The 16,886-nt window shown below is 72.5% G+C and carries 14 protein-coding genes; 6 read left to right on the forward strand and 8 right to left on the reverse strand.

The window, feature by feature from the left end; translation table 11 throughout:
• Positions 1-179: 179 nt before the first annotated feature.
• Positions 180-1,247, forward strand: coding sequence for a GAF domain-containing protein (locus EQG70_RS17030; protein ID WP_167508927.1), 1,068 nt, complete (start codon positions 180-182; stop codon positions 1,245-1,247).
• Positions 1,248-1,418: 171 nt separating this feature from the next.
• Here the strand turns inward: EQG70_RS17030 and EQG70_RS17035 are convergent, their stop codons facing one another.
• The 4 genes from EQG70_RS17035 to EQG70_RS17050 all read right to left on the reverse strand — a co-directional run bounded on the left by EQG70_RS17035 (position 1,419) and on the right by EQG70_RS17050 (position 4,446).
• On the reverse strand, positions 1,419-1,829 hold the full coding sequence (locus EQG70_RS17035; RefSeq protein ID WP_167508928.1) for a VOC family protein: 411 nt from the start codon (positions 1,827-1,829) through the stop codon (positions 1,419-1,421).
• Between the two features lie 105 nt (positions 1,830-1,934).
• On the reverse strand, positions 1,935-2,951 hold the full coding sequence (locus EQG70_RS17040) for a GlxA family transcriptional regulator (RefSeq protein ID WP_232035205.1): 1,017 nt from the start codon (positions 2,949-2,951) through the stop codon (positions 1,935-1,937).
• A complete protein-coding gene (locus EQG70_RS17045; protein WP_109268430.1) occupies positions 2,948-3,586 on the reverse strand; it encodes an HD domain-containing protein in 639 nt (212 codons plus the stop codon). Before EQG70_RS17045 ends, EQG70_RS17040 begins: the two co-directional genes overlap by 4 nt.
• 206 nt (positions 3,587-3,792) lie before the next feature.
• Positions 3,793-4,446, reverse strand: a complete 654-nt coding sequence (locus tag EQG70_RS17050; RefSeq protein WP_109268431.1) for a maleylpyruvate isomerase family mycothiol-dependent enzyme — start codon at positions 4,444-4,446, stop codon at positions 3,793-3,795.
• Positions 4,447-4,552: 106 nt separating this feature from the next.
• Here EQG70_RS17050 and EQG70_RS17055 point away from each other — a divergent pair, with 106 nt between their 5' ends.
• Both EQG70_RS17055 and EQG70_RS17060 read left to right on the forward strand, forming a co-directional pair.
• Positions 4,553-5,692: a metallophosphoesterase family protein gene (locus EQG70_RS17055; RefSeq protein WP_109268432.1), complete on the forward strand. Its 1,140-nt coding sequence runs from the start codon at positions 4,553-4,555 to the stop codon at positions 5,690-5,692.
• The gene (locus EQG70_RS17060) at positions 5,689-8,325 is read left to right on the forward strand and encodes an AAA family ATPase (protein WP_109268433.1); all 2,637 of its coding nucleotides are present in this window, start codon (positions 5,689-5,691) and stop codon (positions 8,323-8,325) included. The genes EQG70_RS17055 and EQG70_RS17060 overlap by 4 nt, the downstream gene beginning before the upstream one ends.
• A gap of 11 nt (positions 8,326-8,336) precedes the next feature.
• On the opposite strand, the gene EQG70_RS17065 is transcribed toward EQG70_RS17060, so the two are convergent.
• Positions 8,337-8,906, reverse strand: coding sequence for a dihydrofolate reductase family protein (locus tag EQG70_RS17065; RefSeq protein ID WP_109268434.1), 570 nt, complete (start codon positions 8,904-8,906; stop codon positions 8,337-8,339).
• Between the two features lie 163 nt (positions 8,907-9,069).
• Between EQG70_RS17065 and EQG70_RS17070 the strand changes: the two genes are divergently transcribed.
• A complete protein-coding gene (locus EQG70_RS17070; RefSeq protein ID WP_109268435.1) occupies positions 9,070-9,618 on the forward strand; it encodes a hypothetical protein in 549 nt (182 codons plus the stop codon).
• Here the strand turns inward: EQG70_RS17070 and EQG70_RS17075 are convergent.
• From EQG70_RS17075 to EQG70_RS17085, 3 genes are all read right to left on the reverse strand, one after another.
• A complete protein-coding gene (locus EQG70_RS17075; RefSeq protein WP_109268436.1) occupies positions 9,613-10,830 on the reverse strand; it encodes an MFS transporter in 1,218 nt (405 codons plus the stop codon). The two genes, EQG70_RS17070 and EQG70_RS17075, sit on opposite strands and share 6 nt — an antisense overlap.
• Positions 10,831-10,977: 147 nt before the next feature.
• The gene (locus EQG70_RS17080; RefSeq protein WP_109268437.1) at positions 10,978-12,267 is read right to left on the reverse strand and encodes a Glu/Leu/Phe/Val family dehydrogenase; all 1,290 of its coding nucleotides are present in this window, start codon (positions 12,265-12,267) and stop codon (positions 10,978-10,980) included.
• Between the two features lie 237 nt (positions 12,268-12,504).
• Positions 12,505-13,176, reverse strand: a complete 672-nt coding sequence (locus EQG70_RS17085; RefSeq protein WP_109268438.1) for a DNA alkylation repair protein — start codon at positions 13,174-13,176, stop codon at positions 12,505-12,507.
• A 1,032-nt stretch (positions 13,177-14,208) separates the two neighbouring features.
• Between EQG70_RS17085 and EQG70_RS17090 the strand changes: the two genes are divergently transcribed.
• Together EQG70_RS17090 and EQG70_RS17095 are read left to right on the forward strand one after the other, a co-directional pair.
• On the forward strand, positions 14,209-15,270 hold the full coding sequence (locus EQG70_RS17090) for an OmpA family protein (RefSeq protein WP_167508930.1): 1,062 nt from the start codon (positions 14,209-14,211) through the stop codon (positions 15,268-15,270).
• 151 nt (positions 15,271-15,421) lie between these two features.
• Entirely contained in the window at positions 15,422-16,882 is a 1,461-nt protein-coding gene (locus EQG70_RS17095) for an MFS transporter (protein ID WP_138976489.1), read from the forward strand.
• Positions 16,883-16,886 lie beyond the last annotated feature (4 nt).

Here is a 16,886-nt window from a genome sequence, read left to right on the forward strand (position 1 = left end):
GCCGGACGCCCAGTGGCATAGGGTCCGATGTGATGCGTGTCACCACTGTGGGGCCGAGGGGGTTTCCCCGGCGTTGCATCAGGACGGACGCCGTGACGGGCCCCGTGACATCGGGACGGACGCAGAGGACGGAGGAGCGCGCTGTGGACAGCTGCGGATCGGCGAGGACACCGGAACGGGTGCGTTCGGCGTGGGAGCGGTGCGCCGCCCGGGGCATGTCCCGCGACCTGGACGGCCCGCGGGAGGTGCTCCCGGACCACGAGGTCGAGCAGCTGCGCGCACTCTCCCCACTGGGGGCGCACGTCGACGTCGTCGCCGACCTCCTGGGCGTCGTCCGTGATGCCGCCGAGGCCCGGGTCGCCGTCCTCACGGGCCCCGACGGCACCGTGCTGTGGCGGCGCGGGGGACGCTCGCCGCTGGGACGCGCCGACGGGCTCGGCTTCGTCGAGGGCGCCGGCTGGGACGAGCACGGCGTGGGCACCAACGCGATCGCCCAGGCGCTGCGCAGCGGGGCCGCGGAGGAGCTGCGGGGCACGGAGCACTTCGCCCGGTCCCACAGCGCCTGGGACTGCACGTCCGCCCCGGTGCGCCACCCGGGCAGCGGGGAGGTGCTCGGCGTCATCGACCTGTCCGGGCCGCGGGGCACCGCCACCCCGGACACCAGGGCCCTGGTCCGCTCGGCCGCGCGCGTCGTCGAGACGCTGCTCGCCGCCCGGACGGACCCACGGCACCCCGCTGGCACGACCGGCACGCCTCCCCTGGAGCTGCGCCTGCTCGCCGAGCCGGCCGCGGCCCGGGTGGGCGGCGGGGACTGGTTCCCCCTGCCGACGCGCTCTGCGGAGATCCTCGCGCTGCTCAGCCTGCGCGAGCGCGGGTGGAGCGCCGAGGAGATGGCCTACGAGCTCTACGGCGAGCACGGCACCCCCGGCACGGTCCGCACGGAGATCCACCGGGTCCGCCGCCGGCTCGGGGCGGTGATCACCACCGGCCCCTACCGCTTCGCCGATCCGTCCGCCGTCACCAGCGACGTCCTGCAGCTGCGGACCGCCCTCGAGCAGGGCGAGGTGACCCGGGCCCTGAACATCTACCGGCAGCCGCTGCTGCGCTCCTCCGACCTGCTCACCATCGAGGAGTGGCGCTCCGAGCTGGACCGGGAGACCGCCGAGGCCGTGCGGCGCAGCGGCGACGCCCGGATCGAGACCCGCTGGTCCCACACCGAGATGGGCCACGCCTACCGGCGCGGATGAGCCGGGACGGGGGCACGACGGCGCCGACCGGACCGGCCGGATGCCGGCGCTCCCCCGCACCGTTCACGACCCCTGTGAACGTCGGTGAATCCGGTGAATCTCGCTCCGGGCGGGGCTCCGACCTGAGACCTCCGGCCACGGTGCGTCCGGGCTCGTCGTCCGGAGCGGGCCTCATTCCCGGGTCGTCACGATCGGGTCCGCCCACACGATGTTCCACCGGTGGCCGTCCGGGTCGGCGAACACCCGGTGGCTCGTGTAGCTGTCATCCTTGCGGTGCCCCGCGGTGGCGCCGGCGGCGACCGCCCGCTCGACCAGGGCGTCGACCTCCTCGGGGATGTCGACGAGCAGGGCGAAGCTGCCGCTCACCGTCCGGCGGGGATCCGCGAGCTCCTGGTCCTCGCCGACGGCCTGCTGCATGAACCGCCGCTCGACGAGCGTGACCCCGAAGTCCTCCCCGAGGTCCAGGATCAGGCTGTGCCCCTCGGCCATGCCGGGGGCCGTCCGCCAGCCCAGGGCCTGGTAGAAGGACCGCGAGCGCTCCAGGTCGGCGACGGGGATGTGGGGGAAGAACTTGTACGCCACGGGAACTCCTGGAGCTTCGGCGGGCCGGGTCTCCATGCTCCCCCCGCCCTCCGATCGGCACAACGGTGTGACCGCCCCGTTGCGGTGCACGGTGGGCGGCACCGTTCAGCGGGGCCGGTCCTCAGTGCCGGTGCTGGCGAAGCGGGCGCGGTACTGGCTGGGCGAGACGTCGAACCGGGCCACGAACGTCCGGCGCAGGGTCTCGGTGCTGCCGAAGCCGGCGGCGCGGGCGGTCTCTGCGATGCTGTGCCCGGCGTCCAGGAGGCCCTTGGCGTGGTCCAGGCGGGTGCGTTCCACGAACTTGGCCGGGGTGCTCTGCAGCTCGGCGGCGAAGAGCCGGGAGAGGTGGCGGGAGCTGACACCGACGGCGGCGGCCAGCGCCTCGGCGCTGTGGTCCAGGGCGGGCTGGGCGCAGACCCGGTCGACGGCGGCGCGCAGCACCGGTGTCCGCGGGGGCGGGGCCTGCAGCGGGGCGGAGAACTGGGACTGGCCGCCGGGGCGCTGCATGAACATCACCAGGCCGCGGGCGACGTCCCGGGCGAGCTCCGGCCCGTGGTCCCGCTCGACGAGGGCAAGGGCCAGGTCGATGCCGGCGGAGACCCCGGCCGAGGTGAACACCCCGTTGTCCTCGACGAACAGCGCGTCCGGCTCCACCCGGACGTCGGGGTGCGCCCGCGCCAGGAGCTCGGCGTGGCGCCAGTGCGTGGTGGCCCGCCGGCCGGAGAGCACCCCTGCGGCGGCGAGCACGAAGGACCCGGTGCAGATGGAGACCAGCCGCCGGGGCCGGGTTCCGGATGCGCGGACGGCGTCGACGAGCTCCTCGGGCAGCGGCGCGGAGACGAGGCCGTCACCGCCGGCGACGATCAGCGTGTCGGCGTCGGACAGCTCGGCGACGGGCGCGTCCACCGGCAGCAGGGCCCCGACGGAGGTGCGCACCGGCTCCCCGGACGGCGAGGCGTAGCTCAGCGCGTAGTCGGCGCCCAGGGTGTTGGCCTCGGCGAAGACCTCGGCCGGGCCGGCGACGTCGAGCATCTTCACGCCGTCGAACACGAGGAACACCACCCGCCGGGAACCGGTCGTCGCGGCCCCGCTCTTCCCCACCGCCGGTGCGCTCGGGCTCACTCGGGCCAGGCGTTCTCCTGGATGATGCGCACGAAGTCCTCCCGGTGGAAGTCGGGGTCGAAGTGGGCGAGCACGTCGTCGTTCATGGTGCCGAAGGTGGTCTCGGGCCGGTCGGCCATGCCGTCGTAGAACGCGCGGAGGATCTTGTTCTTGAAGTCCGGCCGGGGGTGCGCGGCGACGACCTCGGCGCGGTGCTCCTCGGAGATCTGGTCCAGGTCCAGGCCCAGCACGTCGGTCTCGACGCCGAGGGTGACCACAGCGACCTCGGGCTCTAGGTGCAGCGGGATGGCCGGCGTGGTGTGCAGGGCGATCGCCAGCCACACGTTGCGCGCCTCCTCGGCAGAGCGGCCGTGGTCGCGCAGGAACGCCTGCGCCGCCGCGGCACCGTCGATCTCGAAGCGCTGGTCCCGGGTGCGGTACTCGTCGGTGAGCCCGAGGTCGTGGAACATCGCGCCCACGTAGGCGAGCTCCGGGTCCACCTCGAGCCCGCGCGCGGCGGACTTGAGCATGCCGAAGAGGAAGACGCGGCGGGAGTGGTTGAACAGGCTCTCGTCGGCGGCTCGCCGGACCAGCTCGGTGGTCTCTAGGACGAGGGCGGAGTCGGGAACGGTGATGCCGGCGATGGTCTCGGCCAAGGTGTCTCCTCTGCTCGGGTGTGTGGTGTCGTGCGGGACCGGCGCGCGGCCGACCCTCTCCTCACTCTCTCCCACCGGTGGCGGAATGCCCAGCGTCCGACCGGACGACCGTCCCACAGATCCGGACATTCCGGACGGCTCCACCCCGCGCCCCATGGGCACCGCCGGTGTCCCCCGCTCGGAGAAACGCGCTCGGAGAAACGCGCTCAGGCGAGCGAGCAGCGGGACCGCAGGATCGAGATGCCCTCGCCGGTCAGGTCGTCGCAGTACGCCGCGCGGCCGGCCAGCGCCATGACGATCGCCAGCGTGGTCCCGCTGACCAGGGGCCCGGCGCCGGACTCGAACGGACCGTCGGTGGCCACCAGGTGGAGGCCCTGGGCGGCGCTGCGGCTGGGCACCGCGAAGTCCTTGCCCACGTAGAACCGCGCCACCGCGGTCACGGTCCCGACCGGCGGCGTGCGCGGCAGCCCCAGCGGCCGGCGGACGTCCTGGCCGTGGACCACGACCTCCCCCAGCCACGCCGCGGTGTCCTTGGAGGGCGCCGCGGTGCTGCCGGCCACGGCCCGGAACCCCTGGAGCGTTTCGGCCGGAGTGGCGCCCCGGTGCTCCTCGAGGCGGCGCTGGTTGTGCAGGTCGAAGTCGAAGCGGGCGCCCAGCACGCTCCGGAGCCAGCGGAGCCGGCCGATGCTCGCGGCCGCGGTCAGGTGCGCGACGACGTCCTCCACGGTCCAACGCCCGCACAGGGACGGCGCCGCCCACTGCGCCTCGTCCAGTCCGGCCAGGTCCTCGGCCAGGCGCGCGCGCTCGGCGTGGATGGCAGCCCACAGGTCGTTCCGGTTGCTCGGCTCCATGAGCCCCATCGAAGCACACGCCGGGGTGCCGGGGCCTTCGGTGTCCGCCGATCCCGATAGCGTGGCACTGGACCCACCCCTGGGAGAGCACCCCCCGACCGCACGAGGAGCCTCGATGACGAGCATCCGATTCCTCCACACGAGCGACTGGCAGCTGGGCATGACCCGGCACTACCTCGAGGGCGAGGCCCAGTCCCGGTACACGGGCGACCGGGTCGAGACGATCCGCCGCATCGGGGAGCTGGCCCGCGCCCGGGGATGCGCGTTCGTGGTGGTGGCCGGCGACGTCTTCGAGCACGCCAACCTCAGCCGCCGGGACGTCGGGCGCGCCTTGGACGCCATGGGCTCGGTGGGGCTGCCGGTGTACCTGCTGCCCGGCAACCACGACCCGCTCGGGCCGGGGTCGATCTACGCCCAGGACTCGTTCGTCGGCGCGAGGCCGGACAACGTCGTGCTCCTGGACGAGGTGGGCCCCTGGCCGGTCGCCGACGGCGTGGAGCTGGTGGCCGCGCCTTGGCGCAGCAAGCGGCCCGACGCGGACTCGGTCGCCCCGGCCCTCGAGGGGTTGGAGCCGGACGGGACGCTGCGCGTCGTCGTCGGCCACGGGATGCTGGACGAGCTGGACCCGGACCGCACCTCCCAGGTCACCGTGCGGCGCTCGCCCCTGGACGAGGCCCTGGCCCGCGGTGCGATCCACTACGTGGCGCTGGGCGACCGGCACATCCGCTGGCCCGAGGACGACCGCGGCGCGATCCACTACTCCGGCACCCACGAGTCCACGGGCTTCCGCGAGCACGGCCGCGGCCACGTGCTCGAGGTGGCGCTGGACGGGAGCACCGTGGAGGTCACCTCCCACGAGGTGGGCCAGTGGGAGCACCGCGTCCTCACCCGGCAGCTCGACGGCGCCGACGACGTCGGGACGCTGCGGGCCGAGCTCGCCGCCCTCACCCCGAAGGAGCGGATCATCCTCAAGACCGTCTTCACCGGCACCCTGAACCTCTCCGAGTCCGCGCAGCTGGACGATCTGCTCGAGGAGCAGGCGGAGATCTTCGCGAGCCTCAACGCGTGGGAGCGGCACACCGACCTGGTGGTGATCCCGGACGAGCACGAGTTCGAGAACCTGGACGTCGGCGGATACGCCGCCGACGCCGTGACCGAGCTGCGCGAACTGGCGGCCTCGGAGTCCGCGGACGCACCCGCCGCCGGGGACGCGCTCCGGCTCCTGTACCGCCTCGTGGGAGGAGCGACCCGATGAAGCTGCACCGTCTCAGGCTGGAGAACTTCCGCGGCGTGACCGCCCGCGAGGTCGTCTTCCCGGACGCGGGGGTCGTGGTGCTGACCGGCCGCAACGAGATCGGCAAGACCTCGATGATCGACGCCCTGGACGCGCTGATCGAGCTTCCGGACAGCAGTCGGCACAAGAAGATCGCCGAGGCCAAGCCCGCCGGCCGGGACGTGCCCGTCCTCGTGGAGGCGGAGTTCTCGATCGGGACCACCCGCGTGGTCTACACCAAGCAGTGGCTGAAGCGGCCGTCCACGACCCTGGAGTACATCTCGGGCCCCCGGAGCGGCCACAAGCTCACGAGCCGCGAGGCCCACGACGCCGCCGAGCAGCTGTGGGGCGGGGCCGACACCGCGCTGTGGAAGGCCCTGCGCTTCATGCAGGCCGGCGGACTGACCCAGAACGCCCTCACCGACAGCGCTGCGCTGCGCCGGGCCCTGGAGTGCCACGCCGGCCAGGCCCAGGGCGACGACCGCGAGGTCGCCTCCCTCCTGGAGCGCGTGAGCGCGGAGTGCGACAGGTACTGGACCTCGACGCGGAAGAAGAACGCCAAGTACCTCCAGGCCGAGACCGACTGCCGTGCGGCCGGGACCGCGGCCGCGGAGGCCGCCGAGGAGCTGCGGGGCATCGCGGTGGTCGAAGAGGAGCTCGCCGAGCTCACGGAGGAGATCGCCGCCACCGGCCGGAAGCTCGGGACGGCCCGGGCGGAGAAGGCGGAACTGGACCGTGCCGCCGCGGAGATCGAGGCCGTCCAGCGGCAGCGGCAGGAGGCCCAGCGCCGGAAGGACGCCGCCCAGGGCGGGCTCGACCGCGCCCGGGAGCACTCGGCCCGCCGTGCGGAGCTCGTGGCCGCACTCACCGCCGATGAGGAGCGCAGCGCGGCGCTGGCCGAGGAGCTGCGGTCCTGCGAGCAGGAGCTCGCCCCGGTGCACGAGCACGCCGAAGAGGCCGAGGAGCGCCGGACCGCGGCCCAGACCGCCGTGCAGGAGGCCCGGGCGGCCCACCGCTCCGCCCGGGAGGACCGGAAGCACCTCGACGACGTCGAGCGCCACCGCCGCGTGCTCGAGATCCTGGACTCCCTCGAGGCGGTCCGGGCGCAGCTGGCCGAGCTGCGGGCCCGTCCCGGCACGGAGATCGACGAGGGCGTCCTGGACGAGCTGGAGCGGGCCGAGCGGGCGGCGGAGAAGGCCGAGGCGGAGCTGGCGGCCGGCAGCGCCCGGGTGGAGCTGACCGCCCTGGGCCGCGCCCGCCCGATCACCCGCGGCGACAGCACCGAGGAGGTCTCCCCGGACGAGCCGTGGACCGTGCCGGTGACGGACGAGGTCGAGGTCGAGATCCCCGGCGAGTGGCGGCTGCGGGTCTTCCCGGAGCAGGGCATCGCGGCCCGCCGGGACGCCGCCCGCACGGCCCGGGAGAAGTTCACCGCGCTGCTGGCGCGGCACGGGGCCGCGTCGGTCGCCGCGGCCCGCGCCGAGTGGCGTGCAGCGCAGGACCTGGCGCAGCAGGTGCGCGAGGCCGTGGCCCAGCGCGACCGCCTGCTCGACGGCGAGGACGAGAGCCGGCTGCGCGACGACCGCGACCGCCTCGCCGCCGCGATCGAGCAGTACGGCGAGCGACGGGACGACGACGCTCCCCTGCCGGAGACCGCCGGCGCCGCCCAGGAGACGGTCGAGGCAACCGAGGCCGCCCTCAATGACGCTGAGGACGCCGCTCTCCGCGCCGAGGCCGCCGCCCAGGCGGCCCGGTCCGCTCTGCAGTCCGCCCAGACGACGCTGCACTCCCTCCAGGGCGCCGCGCTCGAGCAGGAGCGCGCCCTGGCCGGCTCCCGGACCCGGCTCGAGGACGCCCGCCGCGAGGTCCTCGACGAAGACCTCGACCGCGCCGCCACCGCGGAGGCCGAGGCACTGGCCGCCGTCCAGGCGGAGATCGACGGGCACGAGGCGGCCCTTGCCGGCCTCGACGCGGAGAGGGTGCTCGCCGACCAGCAGCACGTCGCGGACGAGATCAAGGGGCTCGATTCCCTGCTGGGCGAGCGGCGGGGCCGCCACCAGTCCCTGGCGGGCCGGCTCGAGGGCATGGGCCGGGACCGGGTGCAGCTGGCCCACGACCAGGCCGAGACACGGCTCGAGGCCGCCCGGCGCCACCTCGCCGGGATCGAGCGGCGGGCCGAGGCCGCCCTGCTCCTGGAGCGGACGCTGCTGGAGCACCGCGAGCGCGCCCACGCCCAGTACGTCCAGCCGTTCCGCACCGAGGTGGAGCACCTCGGCCGGTCGGTCTACGGCCCGGACTTCGAGGTCCAGGTGAGCGGGTCCCTGGAGGTGGAGCAGCGCAAGCTCGACGGCGACTGGCTGCCCTTCCACTCCCTCTCCACCGGGGCCAAGGAGCAGCTGGTGATCCTCATCCGGCTCGCCACCGCCCTGCTCGTGGACCCGGAGGACGGGGTGCCGGTGCTGCTCGACGACGCCCTGGGCCACTCCGACCCGCAGCGGCTCCGCCGGCTGGCCTCGGCCATCACCACCGCCGGGGAGCGGACCCAGGTGATCGTGCTGACCTCGAACCCCGAGCGCTTCGTGAACCTGCGGGAGGCCCACCGGATCGAGATGTGACCCCCTCGGGTTCAGGAGGCCGGCCCATCGCCCGAGGGCGCCATCGGGCCCACCACGCGGTAGGTCGCGCAGACGAAGGCGCGGTTGCGGGCCACGTCCTTCAGCTCCAGGTCGAACCGGCGGGGGAACAGGGGGCGGCCCGCCCCGAGCGTGACCGGCGCGATGGAGACCATCAACTGGTCCAGCAGTCCCGCCTCGGCGAACTGGGCGGCCAGGTCGCCGCCGCCGACGACCCAAATGTCCTTCCCACCGGCGGCCTCCGCGAGGGCGGCGTGGATCGGTGCCACCTCTCCCTGGGCGAAGCGGAGGTCGGCCCCGGCGATCCCCGGCAGCTCGGCGTGGGTGACCACCCAGGTGGGCATGTCGTAGGGCCAGTCCTCGCCGGAGGCCTGCAGGTGCGCGCGGACCCACTCGTAGGTGGTGCGGCCCATCACGACCGCCCCGACCCCGGCGATGAACTCGTCGTAGCGGAACGGGCCCTCGGGGTCGGAGTCCTGCCGGAACAGCCACTCCAGGGAGTCCTGCTCGTCGGCGAGGTAGCCGTCCAGGGTGGTGGCGGTGTAGAAGACGGTGCGGGTCATCGGAGGCCTCCTGTGCGTCGCTGCAACCCGTCGATCGGATCGCCGGAACCGGGGGTGACTCCAGCATCGCGCAGCAGCAGCCGGACCGGAAGGCACGGAATCCTCTGACCGCTCACGTGAGGTGGACCACATAGAATCATGGTCACCGACGCGAGGAGGCGGCATGAGCATCGAGGACGAACGGCGCACCCGCGCTGCCGCCCGGGCACCGCACGAGCCGCAGCCGCGCCGCCGCACCCCGCACGACCGCGGCGCACGCGAGGCCGGCCTGGAACGGGCCCTGGACGAGGTGCGGAAGGTCGGGGTCGAGGCGAGCGATTTGCTGCGCAGAGAGGGGCTGAAGCCGGCCAAGCTCGTGCACGTCCCCCGCGGCGCCAGGTCCTATCCCCTGATTGGCCACGCGTTCTCCCGGGTCGCGTGCGGCTACGGGTGGCACGTCATCCGCGGCCTGGTCGTCGGCACGGACGGCCGGCTGTGGACGCGCACGCCGCTGCACGACCCCACGCCGCAGAAGGACCTGGACGCGTGGCGGCTGGACGTGGAGCCTCCCGGTGGGCGGGGCGAGCTGCCCCACCCCGTGCAGTACGACGGGATCTCGCTGCACACCGTGCGCCGGCTCTCGGAGCACGAGTACCTGAAGGTGGATCTCATCGACCACCTCACGGACGGCTACGCGCGGCTGCTCGTCCTGCACCACCGCCGGAGGTCATGAGCAGCGCGGGCGGTTCCGCAGGAGGCCGAGGAGCACGACCACGGCCAGCAGCAGGACCATGCCCGCGTAGCCGATCGCTGTGGGCACCAGACCGACCTCGCCCGCGACGGCACCGGCCGCCACCGACGGGATGCTGTGAGAGAGATAGCTGACCACGTAGATCGCCGAGAGCAGCCCCGCCCGCTCGTGCGAGGCCGCCTGCGGCAGCAGCGTGCGCAGCACCCCGAGGAAGCCGGCGCCGAAGCCGACGCCGGCCACCACCGTGGCGGCGAAGTACAGCCCCACGGATCCGACGACGAGTGCGGCGATCGTGGCGGCCATGCCCACCACCAGGACGCTCATGCCCACGGCGAGCACCCGCTCCGGCGCGGTCCTGCCGAACAGCAGGATCGCGATCCCGCCGGTGCCCGTCAGCGCCGCGACCACGAGGCCCGTGAGGACCACGGAGTCCGCCCCGGTCAGCGAGCGGACCAGGTTGGGCCCCAGGGAGATGATCAGCCCGCCCAGGGACCAGCACGCGGCCGTGGCGGGCAGCACCCACACCGCCGAGCGGCGCACCTGCGGCGGGAAGGAGACGCGCGGGCGCAGCGAGGCCAGCGCCCCGGGGGCGCGCTCCACGGTCTCGGGCCCGAGTGCTGTGCCCACGAGCTGCAGCACGAGCAGTCCCAGCAGCACGAGGAAGATGAGGTCGATCATCTGCGGGGCGGCCGCGACGATGAGGCTCGAGGCCACCGCCCCGCCGGCCAGGCCGAGGACCGGCCCTGCCCCGGTGATCACGGTCCCCAGCCCCCGGCGCTCCTCCGGTTCGAGCTCGATCACGTAGGCGCCGAGCGCGCCGGTCGCCGTGCCGGTCGCCACGCCCTGGACCAGCCGGGCCACCACCAGGGTCGCCTCGCTGTCCGCCAGCACGAACACCGCCATCGCGGCGATCTCCAGGACCAGGGCGACCAGCAGCACCGGGCGGCGCCCCAGGTGGTCGGACAGCGCCCCCACCGTGAGCAGCGCGGCGAGCAGCGACACCACGTACGCGGCGAAGATGACGGTCAGCACGACCGGCGGGAAGCCCCACAGGTCCTGGTACAGCGGATACAGCGGACTGGGCGCGCTGGAGGCGGCCATGACCACCACCAGCACGGACGCCTGCACCCAGAACGCCGCCTTCGCGGACAGCACGGGACGACGACGGGGCGCGGCGCCGGAGCGGAGGAACATGCAGGGCCTTTCGGGACGGACCAGGGAACGCGATGTCGTCGCGTCAACCTCACGGTAGCCCCGCCGGTGGACCCCTGGGGACCCACTCCGCCCCGGCGGGATGCCCTCGCCCCGCCCCGACTCCTCAGGAGGCCCGTCCCCGGCCGATCAGGGGTAGAGGCCCCGCGTGCGGTGGGCGTCGGCCACGCGCTCCACCGCGGTGACGGTCGCGGCCTCGCGCAGGGTGAGGCCCCGGGCCGCGGCGACGTCGAGCAGGTGGTGCCAGGCGGAGAGCATGCGGTGCTCGAGACGGTGGTCGACCTCCTGGCGGGACCACCAGTAGGCCTGGTTGGACTGCACCCACTCGAAGTAGGAGACGACCACACCCCCGGCGTTGGCCAGGATGTCCGGCACCACCAGCACCCCGGCCTCGGCGAGGACCCGGTCGGCCTCGGCCGTGGTGGGACCGTTGGCGCCCTCGACGACGACCCGGGCTCGGACCTCGTGGGCGTTGGCCCCCGTGAGCACCCCTTCCACCGCCGCGGGCACCAGGAGGTCCACCTCGAGGGTCAGCAGCTGCTCGCCGGGGATCGTCTCGGCCCCGGGGAAGCCGACGACGGAGCCGATGACGGCCACGTGCTCCTGCAGGGCGCGGATGTCCAGGCCGTCGGCCCGGTGGACCGCTCCGTACTGGTCGGAGACGGACACCACCTTCACCCCGGCCTCGGTGAGGAACAGGGCGGCGTCGGCGCCCACCTTCCCGAAGCCCTGCACCGCCGCGGTGGCCCGCGCCGCGGTGATGCCGACGTGCTCGAGGGCGGCCAGCGCGATGTGCACCACCCCGGCCGAGGTCGCCGAGGCTCGCCCCAGGGACCCGCCGAGGCTCACCGGCTTGCCGGTGACCACCCCGGGCACGGTGTAGCCGGAGGAGACCGAGAAGGTGTCCATCATCCAGGCCATGGTCTGCTCGTCCGTGCCGATGTCCGGGGCGGGGATGTCCTTGTCCGGGCCGATGATCGGCAGGATCTCGGAGGTGTAGCGGCGGGTCAGCCGTTCGATCTCGGGACGGGAGTAGCGGCGGGGGTCCACGGTGATGCCGCCCTTGGCCCCGCCGTAGGGGACGTCGATCAGGGCGCACTTCCAGGTCATCCACATCGCCAGGGCACGGACCTCGTCGAGGTCGACCTGCGGGCTGTAGCGCACCCCGCCCTTGGCCGGGCCCCGGGAGACGTTGTGCTGGACCCGGTGGCCGGTCAGCACCTCCACCGACCCGTCGTCACGGCGCAGCGGGATGCTCACGGTCATCTCCCGCCGCGGGCTCGCCAGCAGGGCGTGCAGACCGGGCTCGTAGTCCAGGGTGGCCACGGCGGAGGCCAGCTGCGCCTGGGCATCGACCAGTGGGCCCACGGTGTGGGAGGTGGTACCGATCCCGGGCAGGGACGACACGTCGGTGGTCATGGCGGCAGGTTCTCCTGAAGGCAGTGAAGGGGAGGTCGCGGCACGAAGGACTCCGCGCTGCGGAGTGTGACGTGCACAACACCAGTGTGAGCCTTCGGAAGCGTCAACAACAGCGATGAATTCTGCGCATGAATCATCAGGAACGCTTATCAAATCCCTCCCGCCACCCGGCGACTCCCGGTCGCCCCGGCCCGCCCCGCACTCCAGGGAGCCACGGCACGAGCACCGGCGCCCCTCCTACCGATCGTCCCGTCGGCGCACCATCTCGGCGATCCACACGGGGGCGTACGGAGACGTGCAGTTCGGCGGGGTCGGATAGTCCTTGAGCACCCCCAGGCGCTCACCGATCCCGAGAGCCCGGGTTCGGTGCTCGGGGTGCTCGATCCCGATCTGCGCCAGGCAGGTGTTCATCGCCCACTGCAGGCGCTCCGGGGCGGCCCTCATCTGCGCCTCGATGACGTCGAGCAGACCGGCGAGGTCGAGCCCCTCGGGCTTCTTCACCACGCGGTCGGCGGTCAGCGCCCACCCGGCGCTCGCGACGACTGGGTCCGGATCGGCCAGCCACGCCAATCGCAGGTCTTCGGCGTGCGGGCTCTTCTTCACCACGTAGTTCACGAACCAGTCGTGCACCTTGGGGACGCGCGTCTCGCGCACCATGGCGTCCAGCTCGTCCCGCTCGAAGGCTTTCGGTCGGCAGATCAGGAGCGCCAGCAGTCTCGCCGCGGTGTCCCCCGTTCCCCAGAGCTCGAGGGCGAGGTCCTGCTGCGCCTTCAGCCGCTTCGCGACCGCCCGCAGCTGGGTGAGGTTCACCCCGTGGTCGTCGCCGTGCCGCTCGTTCACGGCGCGCGCCCTCGGATCTTCGAGCGCGGCCAGCTCGGCCATCACCTCGGCCACCGTTGTCTCGGCCATTCCGGCCTCCTGCTCCTCGCGTGTGAGAGCCAGCCTAGGAGGTGGGTCGGGCCGGCCGTCGCATGCGTCGCCGTCGACCTTCCCGGCGTACACGACGTGCAGAGAAGGCGGACCCCGTGGCCCGCCCATCGGACGGACGGAGGCGCCCCGCCCGAAGGATGCGTGCGGTCGGGGCCGTCCTCTACTTCGATGGGGCGGCACCACCCGCGCCGAGCAGCCCGAGGGCCCATCACCGAGTCCAATCCGAATACGACATTCCCGCCAGCGTCGCGGAGCATCTGGCGGAGCCCGGGAAACAGCTCCACAGTTTGGGAGGGCGACGCTCAGTACCCGGAGTCGATCGCGGGGAGCAGCGAGCGTCCGCCGTCCTCGAGCGAGGAACCCGGCTCCCGTTGACGTGCGCTGAAGCTGCGACAGGAGCGCGCCTGCCCCGCGCCTGACATCCCCGTCGTGGCTCCACCCTGGGTGCGGGGGCCAATGAATTCGGGGGCGCCAGGCGGCACCCGATGCTGGTGACGCCGAGCGCAGAGGCGAACTCACCGCGCGCGAGCCCCGGCTCATCGAGGGACTGCCCGGGTAGCGACAGTCCTTCAGCCAGCGTCGGCCCCACGATCCGACAGTCGACCATCGCACCTTGCATGTCCATCCTCGGCGCCGGCGTCCCGGGGGCGGAGGACACCACCACAGCATCGGCCGTGTGCGTCGAACAGCGGCACCACGACTCTGGGGTCTCACGAGCCGACGAAGGACGGCGCGATGGGAGGGCATCGCCGCAGATGGGGGCATGGGGAGGACGAGTGTGCCGGTTTGTGACAAAGCATGGAACTGGTCTTCGCCCACTAGATGCATGTGATTGCAAATGCAATCTACTATTCAGTAGTGCGAGAGCGAGGGGCAATGAACATGGGGAACAGGCGGCTGGTGGCTGCTTCGGCTCTGCTGATGACGGCAGCGCTGGTCACAGGATGCGGAGAGGCCGAGGCGGTGCCTTCGGCGGGACAGATGGTGCTGATTGCCGGAGACCGGCAGGGAATGGCATCCATCGTGGACGAGTCGGGCCGCGATCCAGAGATCGTCATCGCCTCACTGCGCGAGCAGTTGATGGATCGTTTCGACCGTGACATGACGGTGTCCGTCATCCCGGCCGACGGGGATCCGCAGACAGCGCAGACCGAGATCTACGAGCTCGACACCGACAATCCGACCCAGCGAGCGGAGTCCCCGGAAAAGCGGCTGGAGGACCTCAGCGAGAACCTGGCGGACCTGCAGGCCTCTTCCGGCGAGTCCGACGTCCTGAGCGCTCTCGACCTCGGCGGCCGGCCCACTGCGGATTCCGAGCGCAAGGTCCTCTACGTCTACGACAGTGGAGTATCCACCGCCGGACCCCTGGCCATGCAGAACGGCCTGCTCGGACCGCAGACCGACGTCGCCGAGATCGTGGCGCAGCTCCAGGACGCCGGCAACATTCCGCACCTGGACGGCGTGGAATTGCACTGGTGGGGCATGGGTCAAGTCCTCGACCCGCAGGCCACCGTGCCGGTGTGGGCCCGGACCAAGCTGCAGGAGCTCTGGACGGCAGTCGTCGAGGCCGGTGGAGGGTCGGTCGTCTTCCACGACGACACCGTGCAGGCCACCGCCCCGTCCGGCGACCTGCCTGAGGTCACCCCGGTGACGTTCAGCGACGTGGTGGCGAAGCCGGTGTCCGTGACTCTCCCGGAGTCCCAGGTCTCCTTCCAACCCGACACTGCGGACTTCGTCGACCCCGCGGCCGCGGAGCAGACGCTGACCGAGCTGGTCTCCTCCCTGGAGTCGTCCTCGGCCAAGTCCCTGTGGGTGACGGGATGCACGGCGAACCCCGAGGGTGTCTCCACCGAGCAGATGCAGTGGCTGTCCGAACAGCGGGCGCGCACGATCGCTGAGTCGCTGAAGAGCGCCGGACTGAGCACGGAGCTGCACGTGCAGGGTATGGGCCCCGACTGTCCCGGGCGCACCCCTGAGGTCGCCGGAAGTGCGGGGCTGGAGGCAGCTCAGGCCAAGAACCGCCGGGTGCTGATCACCTCCACCGAACTCTCCCCGGCAGCCCTCCAGGACTGACGGAACACCCCCTTCCACCACACCGGACAGGGAGCACCCTGCGACGGAGCTGTGAGCGGCCTCCGGCGCGATCAGGCTGCGCCCATGAGCCACACCCACGACAGCCCTCGGCAACAACTCGGCGACCCCTGATCGGGAAAGGAACCCCACGATGAGCATTGCTCCCCCTGACGAGTTGCGCACCGACTCAGCCGGGTCCCGCACCGTCCCGGGGCCGGACATCCCGGAACGCCCCAACCACGCCCAGTTCACCGACGCCTGTTTCCAGGACGGTCTCACGGACGCCGCCCGCGGCATCTTCGACAAGCACTCCTTCACGTCGCAGGCTCCCACCACCTTCGAGCACCGCTGCTCCAGCTGGCTGGGCTTCGCCCTGGGCAAGGCGATCGACCAGCGGCACGAGGACCTGTACACGGCTCGGGACATCACCGCCCGGACCGAGGCCGATCTCGTGCGGGCACAGGGCCGGCTCCATCACGCCGAGGAGGAGCTCGCCGAGGTCGAGGGCAGGATGGACGAGACCCGGGCGATCCTCGACGACCCCGGTCACCCCCTCTATGAGCCGCTCGCCGAGATGCTGTCCTCCACCGAGCCGGTGGACCAGAAGGCCGCCAAGAAGTCGCGGAAGAGCCTGCGGCCGGCGTTCCACACGGTGCGTCGCGTCGCACTGTGGTTCTGGAGCCGCCCGTACCTGTACACGCTCCTGTGGCTCGCCCTGGTGGGTGGCGAGGTCGGACTCATCTACGGGATCACCCAGCGTCTCGGCGACGACCAGCTGACCGGACAACTGCTGGCGCTGTCCGTCGCCGGGCTCTCGGTGGCGATCGCCTCGTTCGCCATTCCCCCGCTGCTGGACCGCAACGCCTCACCTTCCCGCAAAACCGTCGGCTGGATCGCGGTGACCCTCTACGTGGTCACGATCGTGGCCCTGGGATGGTTGCGTTATCTCACCTCCCTACCCGACGTGCTGGAACTGGCGGAGGACGCTACCGACCGTTCCGTCGTGGACGTCGTCCTGCCCTGGTTCGGCGATGCGCTGCTGTACTCGATGTGGACCGCCCTGCCCCTGGCCCTGACCCTCGCCATCGCCCTTCTCGAGACACGCTGGCCCACGAAAGCGTCCTCCAGGAAGCACCTGAGCGAAGCCGACCTGAACCGACTTCAGGCCGAGAGCACGGAGCGGGCCGAGGCCGAGAAGAAGGCCTCGGAGGCCGAGCACCAGTTGCAGCACCAGCGTGGCCAGCTCATCAGCCACCTCAGGGGGCTGCGGCTGCGCCGTCAGGTCCTCCAGGAGACGGTCGTCGTGCTCCGAGCCGAGGAGGCGCAGGCCAGGGCCACCCGGGAGAACGTCATGCTCAACGAGCTGGCCATCGATCAGCGCACCCGGGCCCACCTGCAGTCGCTGCCGGAGATGATCCGGGAGGGGTTCCTGCGCTATCTCCAGGGCCTGGAGCAGGCCATGGCCGATCCCACGGTGACCGCCCATCTCCACGAGGCAACGGAAACCTACATGGTTCGCTATGAGAAGGTCGCAGCGGCCAAGGTGGCCGAGTACCTGACCTACCTGGACGAGAACCCGCTGGCTCCTCCCGCCATGGCCAGGAACGGCTGAGCGC

This window comes from Kocuria rosea (assembly GCF_006094695.1).
Classification (GTDB): domain Bacteria; phylum Actinomycetota; class Actinomycetes; order Actinomycetales; family Micrococcaceae; genus Kocuria; species Kocuria rosea.

Bases quoted from the DNA above. Each gene is read 5' to 3' on its own strand.
- EQG70_RS17075 (WP_109268436.1), bottom strand. From the start codon at position 10,830: ATGTTCCTCCGCTCCGGCGCCGCGCCCCGTCGTCGTCCCGTGCTGTCC.
- EQG70_RS17090 (WP_167508930.1), top strand. From the start codon at position 14,209: ATGGCATCCATCGTGGACGAGTCGGGCCGCGATCCAGAGATCGTCATC.
- EQG70_RS17080 (WP_109268437.1), bottom strand. From the start codon at position 12,267: ATGACCACCGACGTGTCGTCCCTGCCCGGGATCGGTACCACCTCCCAC.
- EQG70_RS17055 (WP_109268432.1), top strand. From the start codon at position 4,553: ATGACGAGCATCCGATTCCTCCACACGAGCGACTGGCAGCTGGGCATG.
- EQG70_RS17060 (WP_109268433.1), top strand. From the start codon at position 5,689: ATGAAGCTGCACCGTCTCAGGCTGGAGAACTTCCGCGGCGTGACCGCC.
- EQG70_RS17095 (WP_138976489.1), top strand. From the start codon at position 15,422: ATGAGCATTGCTCCCCCTGACGAGTTGCGCACCGACTCAGCCGGGTCC.
- EQG70_RS17065 (WP_109268434.1), bottom strand. From the start codon at position 8,906: ATGACCCGCACCGTCTTCTACACCGCCACCACCCTGGACGGCTACCTC.
- EQG70_RS17050 (WP_109268431.1), bottom strand. From the start codon at position 4,446: ATGGGGCTCATGGAGCCGAGCAACCGGAACGACCTGTGGGCTGCCATC.
- EQG70_RS17070 (WP_109268435.1), top strand. From the start codon at position 9,070: ATGAGCATCGAGGACGAACGGCGCACCCGCGCTGCCGCCCGGGCACCG.
- EQG70_RS17085 (WP_109268438.1), bottom strand. From the start codon at position 13,176: ATGGCCGAGACAACGGTGGCCGAGGTGATGGCCGAGCTGGCCGCGCTC.